The organism is Deltaproteobacteria bacterium HGW-Deltaproteobacteria-4 (genome assembly GCA_002841765.1).
In the GTDB taxonomy this organism is placed as follows: domain Bacteria; phylum Desulfobacterota; class Desulfuromonadia; order Desulfuromonadales; family UBA2197; genus UBA2197.
In genome coordinates this window covers 18,773-31,546 of sequence record PHAV01000019.1, presented here as the reverse complement: position 1 = coordinate 31,546, position 12,774 = coordinate 18,773, and the positions used below count along the sequence as shown (strand labels likewise).

At 56.1% G+C, this 12,774-nt stretch carries 10 protein-coding genes; 9 read left to right on the top strand and 1 reads right to left on the bottom strand.

Features of this window, described 5'->3' with window-relative positions:
• Positions 1-77 precede the first annotated feature (77 nt).
• Positions 78-1,085, bottom strand: coding sequence for a type I glyceraldehyde-3-phosphate dehydrogenase (gap, locus tag CVU69_12100; protein ID PKN11515.1), 1,008 nt, complete (start codon positions 1,083-1,085; stop codon positions 78-80).
• Between the two features lie 266 nt (positions 1,086-1,351).
• On the opposite strand from gap, the gene CVU69_12095 reads away from it, so the two are divergent.
• From CVU69_12095 to CVU69_12055, 9 genes are all read left to right on the top strand, one after another.
• On the top strand, positions 1,352-3,400 hold the full coding sequence (locus tag CVU69_12095) for a PAS domain-containing sensor histidine kinase (protein ID PKN11514.1): 2,049 nt from the start codon (positions 1,352-1,354) through the stop codon (positions 3,398-3,400).
• Positions 3,401-3,479: 79 nt separating this feature from the next.
• On the top strand, positions 3,480-4,253 hold the full coding sequence (locus CVU69_12090; protein ID PKN11513.1) for an MBL fold metallo-hydrolase: 774 nt from the start codon (positions 3,480-3,482) through the stop codon (positions 4,251-4,253).
• 117 nt (positions 4,254-4,370) lie between these two features.
• Positions 4,371-7,355: a phosphoribosylformylglycinamidine synthase gene (locus CVU69_12085; protein ID PKN11512.1), complete on the top strand. Its 2,985-nt coding sequence runs from the start codon at positions 4,371-4,373 to the stop codon at positions 7,353-7,355.
• Between the two features lies 1 nt (position 7,356).
• On the top strand, positions 7,357-8,181 hold the full coding sequence (locus CVU69_12080; GenBank protein PKN11511.1) for a phosphoribosylformylglycinamidine synthase: 825 nt from the start codon (positions 7,357-7,359) through the stop codon (positions 8,179-8,181).
• A gap of 55 nt (positions 8,182-8,236) precedes the next feature.
• Positions 8,237-9,334, top strand: a complete 1,098-nt coding sequence (asd, locus tag CVU69_12075) for an aspartate-semialdehyde dehydrogenase (GenBank protein PKN11537.1) — start codon at positions 8,237-8,239, stop codon at positions 9,332-9,334.
• Between the two features lie 103 nt (positions 9,335-9,437).
• Positions 9,438-10,844: an amidophosphoribosyltransferase gene (locus CVU69_12070; protein ID PKN11510.1), complete on the top strand. Its 1,407-nt coding sequence runs from the start codon at positions 9,438-9,440 to the stop codon at positions 10,842-10,844.
• A gap of 11 nt (positions 10,845-10,855) precedes the next feature.
• Positions 10,856-11,416: an orotate phosphoribosyltransferase gene (pyrE, locus tag CVU69_12065; GenBank protein ID PKN11509.1), complete on the top strand. Its 561-nt coding sequence runs from the start codon at positions 10,856-10,858 to the stop codon at positions 11,414-11,416.
• Positions 11,417-11,489: 73 nt separating this feature from the next.
• Positions 11,490-12,182 carry a DNA/RNA nuclease SfsA gene (gene sfsA, locus CVU69_12060; GenBank protein PKN11508.1) on the top strand — a complete coding sequence of 231 codons (693 nt, stop codon included), beginning with the start codon at positions 11,490-11,492 and terminating at the stop codon, positions 12,180-12,182.
• Between the two features lie 88 nt (positions 12,183-12,270).
• Positions 12,271-12,684 (top strand): nucleoside-diphosphate kinase, encoded by a 414-nt coding sequence (locus tag CVU69_12055; protein ID PKN11507.1) that lies wholly within the window; start codon positions 12,271-12,273, stop codon positions 12,682-12,684.
• The last annotated feature ends 90 nt before the right edge of the window (positions 12,685-12,774 follow it).

Genomic DNA, 12,774 nt, shown 5'->3' with positions numbered 1-12,774 from the left:
GTTCTCCCCATTGCCAGAAATAAATCGGGAGGAAGCCAACGCTTTCCTCCCGTTAATTTTATTTTTAAAACTTGAATTCAGGCTTGTTGGCGGCGGAGAAAGAGGACGAGGTCGATGATGCGATTGGAGTAACCGGACTCGTTGTCATACCAGGCCATGACTTTGACCATGTTTCCGGCAATGACGGTGGTCATCAGAGAATCGACAATTGAGGAAGAGCGGTTGCCATTAAAATCGATAGAGACGAGGGGGGCGGTGCAATATTCAAGGTAGCCTTGCAAGGGCCCGGCGGCGGCTGCGGCGAGGGCGGCATTGACCTCCGCAACATTCGTTTCTTTTTCAGTGTTGACCACCAGGTCGATGAGGGAGACATTCGGGGTCGGGACCCGCACCGCCATGCCGTCGAGTTTCCCCTTGAGTTGCGGCAGGACGAGGGCGACAGCCTTGGCTGCCCCGGTCGTAGTCGGAATCATCGAGAGAGCAGCGGCGCGGGCGCGACGCAGATCGCTGTGCGGCAGGTCAAGTATCTGCTGGTCATTGGTGTAAGAGTGAATGGTCGTCATCAAACCCTTGCTGATACCGAAGTTTTCAAGGAGGACCTTGGCGACGGGCGCGAGGCAGTTGGTCGTGCACGAGGCGTTGGAGATAACATGGTGATTAGCCGGATCGTAAGCAGAATCGTTGACCCCCAGGACGATGGTCAAATCCTCCCCTTTGCCGGGGGCGCTGATGATGACTTTTTTGGCTCCGGCCGCCAGATGTTTGGCAGCATTCTCGCGGGAGGTGAAGCGTCCGGTCGATTCGATGGCGATCTCAACCCCCAATTTCCCCCAGGGGAGGGCGGCCGGATCCTTTTCGGCAAAAACCTTGATCTCACGACCGTCGACAATCAGGGCGTCGGACGTCGACTGAACGTCACCCGCATAGATACCATGGACTGAATCGTATTTGAGCAGGTGGGCCAGAGTAGCGGGATCCGTCAGATCGTTGACGGCAACAATTTCGATTGTCGGGTTACCGCTTGCAGCCCTGAGTACGCTTCTTCCGATACGACCAAAACCATTGATAGCAATTTTTACAGACATGGAAGGCTCCTGAATGAAATGAATCTGGTGAATAAAATGAACCTGTTTAAATTAAAAAAAGTATAGCGCTTGCGAGGCGGTTGTCTATAACTCACCGAAACTTTGATAACGCAGCGCCCAAAAATGTAATCCAAACTGATTGTTGCCGTCAACACTAAAGGATCTCCCCGGGGAAAAGGTTAGAATATTTTATTGGCAATTCATTGCCAGTATCAAAATGCCATGTTATTCTAAAATTTTTTGAAATTTCAGGTAGACTGCCGTTCATGATCCCTACTCTTGGTAAACGGATTCTTCTCTTTGTTTTTGCTGTGTTGCTTGTGACCCTTGCCGTCGACAATGTGCTGACGATTCGGCAGGTAAGTCGCGACTATAGGGAGAGTCTTGCCGTTCGTAGCCGCCTCCTTGGCAAGGAGCTAAGCTCGGGAATTGAAAAAGTCCTTTCTCTCGGGATCAATCTCAACGAGATCGAAGGGATGAGCAATCGCTGTCGGCAAGTTGTCGCGAGTGATCCCGAGATTGTCTACTGTGTCATTGTTGATGCCAATCGCAACCCCCTTTATTCTCATGACCCGCTCTCACCTTCACCTGTCACGCTCAGCGAGGTACAAGCAGGAAATACGGCAACCTCCCACCTTTTTAACCCCCGTTTTGGTCATGTTTACGATACCACGACGCGCATCCTCGCCCCTGACGGGACAACGGTCGGCTGGGTCAGTCTCGGTTTCCCTGAGTCGGCCCTTTCGGCGATGCCATTAAAATTGTTGCGTTATACCTTGATTGTGCTGGTGGTAGCATCCCTCATCGTCTTATTGGTTTTATTCTTCTTCGTTCGTATCAATTTGACAGTGCCGATTGAGCAACTTTGTCGTGTTGCCAGAAGAGTTGCTGGCGGCGATTTTAATGCCCCACTGCCAAAAATGTCGACTCTGGAATTTGCCTCCCTCGCCAATGCTTTGGAATCCATGGCGAAGTCTTTGCGTGATCGTGATCTCAAGATTCAGGACAGCTACACAGAACTTGAACTCTCCAATCGTGAATTGCAGTCGTCGTACGAACAGCAGGAGCGGATCACCGACGAGCTTGCCGCCAACCGCGAGATGTACCGCACCCTCCTTGAACATGCCAGCGATGCAATTCTGGTTGTGGATGATGTTGATCGTATCCTCTTGATCAATCGGGCTGCCGAAAACTTCTTTGGCGTCACGCGCGCTGTAGCCGTTAACGAAGATTTCCTCACCCTCCTTGCCAGAGTCCATGGTGGCCGGATTGAAAGGGAGGAATCCATGCTGTGTGACTTGCGGGAGGGCCGGATCAACGAATTTGAACTGAACTTTGTCCGCCCGCAAAGCGGTGAACGGGTCGTCGGTTCGCTTCGCAGTTCGGCTATGGTTGACCCGGGTGGAAAGAGGATGACGCAGATGACGATTCGTGATATCACCCGCGACAAGGAGATCAAAGAGCATCTCGAGCAGGTCGCTTCTGACTTGCAGAATTTGAATACTATGAAGAATTCTTTTCTTGGCATGGTATCGCATGAATTGAAGACGCCTTTGACGGTTGTCTCCGGATACTCCGAACTGATCCTCAGTGGCGTTGCCGGCCGGGCGGATGAATCTGTCCTCTCCATGGTTCGTTATATCTCCGATGCATCTGACCGTTTGACGGCTATTGTCCGTGATATTGTTGATGTCACACTCCTTGATCGTCGCCAGATGCCGTTGCGTGTCCGTCTTGTCGACTTCAATGAATTAATCCGTACCGCTACCAACGAACTCGAATACTTTCTCCATGTCCGTCATCAAACCTTACAGCTCGATCTCGATTCTGACCTGCCGCAAGTCTTCTGTGATCCGGATCGTATGTTTCAGGTTGTTACCAACCTGGTTGGAAATGCGGTCAAATTCACTCCGGACAACGGCACCATTACGCTGACGACGCGTTTGGTAAGGATCATGCGCGCGCCGGATAAATCGGCAGGAATTGATGAAGTCGAAACTATCGATACGCATCAGCACACCTATGTCGAGATGGTGGTGCGTGATAGCGGTATCGGTATCGATGTGGAAGAGCAGTTACAAGTTTTTGAAAAGTTTTACGAGATCGGAAAAATTGAAGAACACTTTACCGGCAAGATGGCTTTCAGGGGGCGTGGTACCGGCTTGGGACTGACGATTGTCAAGGGGATTGTTGACCGTCACGGCGGCGCTATCTGGGTCGAGAGTGAAGGCCATCATTCGGAAAAATTCTGCGGGAGCGCTTTTTTCGTCCTTATTCCTCTTCTCCCCCCGGTTGACCCAACTGAGATAATCTGATCTTTCCCGCCAAATCTTTCCTTGCCGGCAAAGGCCGATTCCTGTTATAACGCAGCCGCAATAAGGAGTATTTTATCAAGTGCGGATCTGTCTGTTAGCCAGCGGCAGCAAAGGAAATGCTCTCTACATCGAAAGCGGCGAAACCCGCCTGCTGCTCGACGCCGGACTTTCTCTGCGCGGTCTCAAAGAGCGGCTTGCGATGATTGATGTCGATCCTGCACAGCTAGATGCGATCCTGGTCTCTCATGAACACAGCGACCACTGTCGCGGCCTCGGTCCGATTGCGCGCGGCTTGAAGCTGCCGGTCTGTATCGACCCTACGTCCCTGACAGCCCTCGGCAACAAGACCGGGGCGCTGCCGGTGGTGCGGGAGTTTTCCGCCGGGGAGGTTGTTGACTTTCGTGACCTGCGCATCGAAACGATTCCGTTGACCCATGATGCCGTAGCGACCGCCGGTTTTGTCATTGAGAGCCGGGAAGGGCGCATCGGTGTGGCAACCGATCTCGGCATCGCGACGCGATTGGTAGTGCAGCGTTTGCAACGCTGCCGCGCTCTGGTGCTTGAATTTAATCACGATGAAACCTTGCTGCGTGACGGCCCCTATCCCTGGTACCTCAAGCAGCGGATACGCAGCCAGCACGGCCACCTTTCGAACGAAGCCGGCGCCAAGCTTCTTGATACTCTCCTGTGGGAGGGACTTGAGGCGGTTTTTCTCGGACATTTAAGCGAAACCAATAATACCCCGCAACATGCTCTATCCGCGGCCCGAAGGACTGTCGATCGCCAGAGTTGCTGCGCCCCCGAGTTAATCCTTGGACGACAGGAAACTGCTACTATCTGTTTTTCCGTCTGAAAATAATCGCCAAGAAGGAGTGCGAACAAAGTTTCAAACATGTCGACACGATTATTAACCGGGTCTTCGAGGCGGATTGTTCGTATTAATCGTAACACCATGCAGGAGTCAGACATCATGCCCTGGCGCATAGAAGTAGCTTTGAAAAAGGGAGTGCGGGATGCCCGCGCTGCCCGGGTGCAGCGGGAGTTGCGCGAACACCTCGGGATTGACCTGGCGGCCGTCCAGACCCTCGACGTCTATACGATCGATGCCGACCTGACACAGCAGGAAGTCGCCGCGGCGGCGCACGGACCGTTTTGCGATCCGGTCATCCAGGAAGTAGCGATCAATGCCCCCCTCGCCACGGAGTTCGATATCCTTATCGAGGTAGGCTACCGTCCCGGTGTCACCGACAATGTCGGACGTACCGCCAAAGAGGCGATCCAGTACCAGATCGGTCGTCCCCTGGCTGCCGGCGAAGGGGTTTATACTTCGGTGCAGTACCTCCTTTCCGGCCCGGTCGATGCGGCTCTGGCTGAAAAAATTACCGCCGGATTCCTCGCCAATGGCCTGATTCAGCGCTGGACGATTGTTTCCTCCGATCGCTTCGACCGGGTCAAGGGTCTCCCCGCAACCGTGCCGAAGGTACAGGTCACGGCAGCATCCGAGGTTCACGAAGTGAATCTGGATGTCAGTGATGCTGAACTGTTGGCGCTGAGCAAGGCGGGTATGCTCGCCCTCAATCTTGAAGAGATGCAGACGATTCAGGCCTATATCCGTGATCCGCAGGTGCTGGCGGTGCGGGCAGCGGTCGGCCTCGGCGCTCTCCTTACCGATTGCGAGATCGAAGCCCTCGCCCAGACCTGGAGCGAACACTGCAAACACAAGATCTTCGCCGCGCGTATCGATTATCTCGATACCACCACCGGCAAGAGGGAGGAGATCAACTCTCTCTTCAAGAGCTACATCGTCCGCGCCACTAAAGATATCCGCGCGGCACAGGGCAAGGATGATATCTGCCTTTCGGTCTTCAAGGATAACGCTGGCGTCATCCGCTTTACTGACGACTGGAGCCTGGTCTTCAAGGTGGAGACCCACAACTCCCCGTCGGCTCTTGATCCCTACGGGGGAGCCTTGACTGGCATCGTCGGCGTTAACCGCGATGCCTTTGCCACCGGCATGGGGGCGCGTCTCCTCTTTAATACTGATGTCTTCTGCTTTGCTTCGCCCTTTTACGACCAACCGCTGCCGCCGCGTCTGCTGCCGCCGCGCCGGATTTTTGAAGGCGTCGTCGAAGGGGTCGAGCACGGCGGCAACAAGAGCGGCATTCCGACCGTCAACGGCTCGCTGGTCTTTGATGACCGTTTCGTCGGTAAGCCCCTTGTTTACTGCGGTACCGGTTCGATCATGCCCGCCACTCTGCATGGCAAGCCCTGCCACGAAAAGGCGGCCCGGGTCGGCGATCGCATCGTCATGGTCGGCGGCCGCATCGGCAAGGACGGCATCCACGGCGCCACCTTCTCCTCCGAAGAGCTGCATGAAGGTTCACCCGTCACGGCGGTGCAGATCGGTGATCCGATCACGCAGCGGCGCATGCTTGACTTCCTCATCATCGCCCGCGACCGCGGTCTTTACAGCTCGATTACCGACAACGGTGCCGGTGGACTTTCCTCTTCCATCGGTGAGATGGCACAGGATACCGGCGGCTTCGAGCTCCATCTTGATCGCGCACCGCTGAAATACCCCGGCTTGCAGCCTTGGGAGATTCTCATCTCCGAAGCGCAGGAGCGCATGACCGTCGCGGTTCCGCCCGATAAACTCGCCGCTTTTCTCAGCCTCTCTGCGGAGATGGAGGTGGAATCGACCGATCTCGGCCAGTTCACTGCCTCCGGTTACTATCATTGCCTGTACCAAGGGAAGACCGTCACCTGGCTCTCGATGGAGTTTCTCCATGAAGGTGTGCCGCAGATGCTCATTCCCGCCACCTGGACGCCCCCGACCTGCAGCGAACCGCAGCTTCCCGCGGACTTCAACGTGCAGACGGCCCTCCTCAATCTCCTTGGCAGCCTGAATATCTGTTCGAAAGAGAGTGTGGTGCGGCGCTACGATCACGAAGTACAGGCCGGGACGATCGTCAAACCCCTCACCGGCGTCGTCAATGATGGTCCCTCTGATGCCGCGGTCGTCCGTCCTCTCGATGACAGTTACGTCGGCACCGTGGTGGCGCACGGCATCTGCCCGCGCTATTCCGATATCGACACCTACCAGATGATGGCAAACGCCATCGACGAAGGGCTGCGCAACTATGTGGCGGTCGGCGGCAAGATCGATCATGTTGCTGGGCTCGATAACTTCTGCTGGTGCGATCCGGTGAAGAGCGACAAGACTCCGGACGGCGAGTACAAGGCTGCTCAGTTGGTGCGGGCGAATCAGGCCCTTTACGATTACTGCGTTGCCTTCGGCGTGCCGCTGATCTCCGGCAAGGATTCGATGAAGAATGATTATCAGATCGGCGACACGAAGATTTCGATCCCGCCGACCGTCCTCTTCTCGGTGATCGGCAAGATCGACGATGTCCGGCTGGCGACAACCATGGATGCCAAACGCCCCGGTGATCTCGTCTATCTCCTCGGTGTCACCGCCAATGAGCTCGGCGCTTCCGAACTTTACGCACAGCTTGGCGAACTCGGCGCTAATGTCCCGCAGGTCGATGCGCCCTCGGCGCTGGCCCGTTATCGCACCCTCAATGCCGCCCAGACCGCCGGGCTTATCGCTTCCTGTCACGACCTCTCTGACGGCGGCCTGGCTGTCGCACTTGCCGAGACCGCCTTCAGCGGTGGCCTCGGCATGCGCATCGATCTGAGCAAGGTGGAGACGCGCGGCGAATTGACCGTGCCGCAGATCCTCTTCTCGGAATCGGCGAGCCGCTTGCTGGTGACGGTCCATCCGGAGAATCAGGGACGCTTCACTTCACTCTTTGCCCGGCAGAGCTGCTCTTTGCTCGGCGAGGTGATCACCACAGCACAGCTGCAAGTCGTTGATGCCAATAACTGTTCATTGATCGCAGCGTCACTCGATGAACTGAAAGCGGCCTGGCAAGCGCCGCTGCGGGAGATGTAAGATGACCAAGGTGAACGCAATCGTCATCACCGGTAACGGAACCAACTGTGAACGGGAGGTCGCCGCGGCCTGCACTCTCGCCGGCGCGGATCGAGCCGATATCGTTCATATTGCTGAACTTTTGGCCGGCCGGGTCCGTCTTGATGATTACCAGTTTCTTAATCTCGCCGGCGGCTTCCTCGATGGCGACGACCTCGGCAGTGCCAAGGCCGGCGCCAATCGACTCAAGCATGCGGCGATCCGTGGTAGCAACGAGCATTTGGTCGAACAGATCGATCGTTTTATTGCCGCCGGCAAGCTGATCATGGGGGTTTGCAACGGTTTTCAGCTCATGGTCAAGATGGGGCTGCTGCCGGCGCTGCAGGGGGATCACCATACCCAAAGCGCAACACTGACCTTCAACGATTGCGGGCGCTTCCAGGATCGTTGGGCCTATCTCAAGGTCGATCCTGCTTCCCCTTGTATCTACACGCAAGGGATCAAGGATGGCGTCTATCTGCCGGTACGGCACGGCGAAGGAAAGTTCGTCGCCGATCGCGAAACGCTGGCAGCGATTGACGCCGGCCACCTCGCTGCCGTAAAATATAGTGATAGTGACTACCGGGAAGCTGTTATGGATTTTCCCGCAAATCCGAATGGCGCCATGGACGCGATTGCCGGCATCTGCGATCCGAGCGGGCGCCTCTTTGGCCTCATGCCCCATCCGGAAGCGTATGTCGATCGAACCCAGCACCCGCGCTGGACACGGGACGAGAACCTTCCGCAAGAAGGTATGGGGCTCTGGCTCTATCGCAACGCGGTTGACTTCATCCGCCGCGGGATTTAAAATTTAAAGGTTTTCGTTGGAACATCATCTCGTTAAGAAAAGGAAGATGACAATGATGAAAGTTGGTATGGTCGGTTGGCGGGGTATGGTCGGTTCAGTCCTGATGCAACGCATGCAGGAAGAGAATGATTTTCAAGGGGTGGAGCCGGTCTTCTTTTCGACATCCCAGGCAGGACAGCCGGCGCCGATGAATGCCGGAACCCTGAAGAATGCCGACGATATTACTGAGTTGCAAAAACTCGATGTGATCATCACCTGTCAGGGGGGCGATTACACCAAGGCTATCCATCCCCAATTGCGGCAGGCCGGTTGGCAGGGCTACTGGATCGATGCGGCCTCGACGCTGCGCATGGAGAAGGATGCCGTGATCATCCTCGACCCGGTTAATCGCGATGTCATCGATGCGGCGCTAAAGAATGGTCAGAAAGATTTCATCGGCGGTAACTGTACGGTCAGTCTGATGTTGATGGCGCTGGGCGGGCTTTTCCGCGCAGATCTCATCGAATGGCTCTCGTCGATGACTTACCAGGCGGCCTCCGGCGCCGGGGCACCGAATATGCGCGAGCTCCTTTCGCAGATGGGTGTCCTCCATGGTTCTGTGGCTGACTTGCTCAAAGACCCCTCTTCGGCGATCCTTGAGATCGATCAGAAGGTCACCGAGACCCTGCGCAACGACGCTATGCCGAAGAAGGAATTCGGTTTTGCCCTTGCCGGCAACCTCCTTCCCTGGATCGATCGGGAAGTGGAGGACGGCCAGAGCCGCGAAGAGTGGAAAGGTTTTGCCGAAACCAACAAGATTCTCGGGACAACGCAGCCGATACCGGTCGATGGCCTTTGTGTGCGCGTCGGCGCCATGCGCTGCCATAGCCAGGCGCTGACGATCAAACTCAAGAAGGATCTGCCGATCTCCGAGATTGAAGCGTTGATCGCCAACGACAATCAGTGGGTCAAGCTGGTGCCGAATAACAAAGCCGACTCCCTGGCGCAGTTGACGCCGGCGGCGGTCTCCGGCACGCTGACCGTGCCGATCGGCCGGGTGCGCAAGATGAAGATGGGGCCGCAGTATATTTCCGCCTTCACCTGCGGCGACCAGCTCCTTTGGGGCGCGGCCGAACCGCTACGGCGGATGCTGCGGATACTGTACGAACGCTAAGGTTTAAAGATTCCTTCAGGTCATATCGGGGCGGAGCAGATCTTTGCTGCTTCGCCCAATTTTTGAATTCAGGGTCGAGACGATCCAATGAGGGCAAAATCGCATGTTTGACAAGTTCAACGATGAATGCGGCGTATTCGGCATCTTCGGTCATCCCGAAGCGGCCAATCTTACCTATCTCGGTCTTTATGCCCTGCAACATCGCGGGCAGGAGAGCTGCGGGATCGTCGCTTCTGACGGTGTGCAGCTGCGCACCCATAAAGGGATGGGCCTGGTTGCCGACGTTTTCAAGCGTAATTCGATCTTTGCCGAGCTGCCCGGGAGCAGCGCTATCGGCCATGTCCGTTATTCGACCGCCGGCGGCAATGATATCAAGAATTGCCAGCCGATTGTCGTCGATTATGTGCATGGCGCCATCTCTGTCGCCCATAATGGCAATCTCGTCAATGCCCTGGAAATTCGCGCTGAGCTGGAAAAGAAGGGGTCTATTTTCTCCACGACTTCCGACACTGAGGTCATCATCCATTTGATCGCCCGTTCGGCAGGGGCGAGTCTGGAAGATCGCCTTGTCGACGCCCTGCGTGAAGTCCGCGGCGCTTACAGCCTGACGTTTCTGACCGAGACGCGCCTGGTGGCGGTGCGTGACGGGAGTGGCTTCCGCCCGCTGGCCTTGGGCAAACTCGATGGTGCCTATGTCGTTGCTTCCGAAACCTGTGCTTTTGATCTGATCGAGGCGGAATTTATCCGCGAGATCGAGCCGGGGGAGATGGTCGTCATCGACAAGCACGGTATCAAGAGCTACTTCCCCTTTGAAAAGATCCCTACTTCCCCCTGTATCTTCGAGCATATCTACTTTGCCCGTCCTGACAGCATCGTCTTCGGCCGGCAGGTTTACGGCGTGCGCAAGGAGTTCGGGCGTCAACTCGCCCGGGAATTTCCTGTCGATGCCGATGTCGTCATTCCTATCCCGGACTCCGGGGTGCCGGCAGCGATCGGCTACGCGGAAGAGTCGGGGATCCGTTTCGAGACCGGCCTGATTCGTAATCATTATGTCGGTCGCACCTTTATCGAGCCGCAGCAATCGATTCGCCACTTCGGGGTCAAACTCAAGCTTAATCCTGTGCGGGAGATTATCGAAGGAAAACGGATTGTTGTAATCGATGATTCGATCGTGCGCGGCACCACGGCCCGCAAAATCATCAAGATGATCCGCGCGGCCGGTGCCAGTGAAGTCCATGTGCGCATCTCCAGTCCGCCGACCAGTTTCCCCTGTTACTACGGTATCGATACCCCGACCCGCAAAGAGCTGATTTCGTCATCACATTCGATCGAAGAGATCAACCGTTACATCACCTCCGATTCTCTCGGCTACCTGTCGCGCGAAGGGACGCTGCGCGCCGCCGGAGCGCCGGAAGGCCGGCCCGGGCATTTTTGCGATGCCTGCTTCAGTGGCCAATATCCCGTTAAATTCCCCCGTCTGGTCGAATCTGATCAGATGGGACTCTTTTAAGGAGAAATTTCATGACCAGCCAGGAACGCAACAGTTTGATGGAGATTATCCGCGACCTTTCTTACGAAGAGCGGGAGGTGACTCTCGCCTCCGGCCGTAAAAGCAATTTCTATTTCGACGGCAAACAGACCTGTCTGCATGCACAGGGCGGTCTGCTGGTCGGCAAGGCTTTCTGGCAGGAGGTCAAGGCGTTTGCCGGGCCGATTCATGGTGTCGGTGGTTTGACCCTGGGTGCCGATCCCATCGCCACGGCGACGAGTATTGCCGCCGCCCTTGATGGCGCCAGCGTCCATGCCTTTATCATCCGCAAGGAGCCAAAAGGGCACGGCACCGGCCAGTGGCTGGAAGGGCGTAAGAACCTCCCCGCCGGCAGTCGCGTCGTGATTGTCGAAGATGTCACCACCACCGGCGGTTCATCGATGAAAGCGGTCGAGCGTGCCCGCTCCGAAGGACTGGAAGTCGTCGGCATCGTCACTCTCGTCGATCGTGAAGAAGGGGCACGGGAATTTCTGGAGGGCGAAAACGGCCTGGCTTTGCGGGCGGTTTTTACTAAAACCCAGGTTGTTGGTTAGTTGTAAAGAGAATAGATATCCCGCCCCCTCTTCCTGTGTGGAGAGGGGGCGATTTTTTTAGGTAAAGAACGGCATGAATCTCCCCGCACCCTTGTATTCCGGTCGTCTCCTGCGCCGCTACCAGCGTTTTTTTGCTGATGTCGAACTTGATGACGGCCGCATCGTCATCGCCCATACCCCGAATACCGGCAGCATGCTGCAATGTGCCATCCCCGGTCATCGTGTCCTGATCTCTGCGGCGGACAATCCTCTGCGTAAACTCCCCTGGACCCTCGAACTGATTGAAGTCAACGGCAGCTGGGTCGATACTCATACGCATCGGACGAATCGGGTCGTTGAAGAGGGGCTGCGCTCCGGGGCCATCGCTGAGTTCGTTGGTTATGATGTTCGGGCCGAAGTCCCCTACCATGACAGCCGTATCGACTTTCTCCTGCAGCGGGGAGGGGAGAAGGCCTTCGTTGAGGTCAAAAACGTCACCCTTTGCTCTACCACCGGCGTCGCTTCTTTTCCCGATGCCGTGACCGAGCGGGGTCAGAAACATCTGCGCGAACTCGCACGGGCGCAGGAGGAGGGGTACCGCGCGGTAATCTTTTTCCTCGTGCAGCGCAAAGAGGCGACCTTGTTTTCTCCGGCTGACAGCATTGATCCCCGTTACGGGCAACTCCTGCGTGAGGTTACCGCGGCCGGTGTCGAAGTCCTCGCTTATCGCAGTGTCGTGACAAAAGAGATGACTTCTGTCGGCGTCCGCATTCCGGTCTGTCTCTAATCATCCGGTGAAACTTGACTCAAACGGGGCAAAAGTGCTAAAGAGTCCTGCGCTTTAAGCTGCCAATCATCCTGAAGGAGAAATAATCATGGAACAAACTTTTGCTATCATCAAGCCTGACGCCTTTGCTAAAGGCTACGCCGGCCGTATCCTTGCTCGCATCTACGCCGAAGGTTTTACCGTTGTCGGCCTCAAAAAACTTTACATGAGCAAGGTCGAAGCCGAAGGTTTTTACGCTGTGCACAGCGCCCGCCCTTTCTTTGGCGAACTCACCGACTTCATGAGCAGCGGCCCCTGCGTCGTCATGGTGCTGCAAGCTGAAGGCGCCATCAAGAAGTGGCGTGACCTCATGGGCGCCACCAACCCGGCCCAGGCCGATGCCGGCACCTTGCGCAAAGAGTTCGGCGCTTCGATCGGCGAGAACGCCACGCACGGTTCCGATGCTCCGGAGACAGCTGCTTTTGAAATCCCTTACTTCTTCTCGGGTCTCGAACTCCTTTAATTCATCCGTTCCCGGTTGCGAAGTACGTTTAAGCTTGAGTGGAAAAAGCCCGTGGGATAATATCCACGGGCTTTTTCCTTTTAATACGCG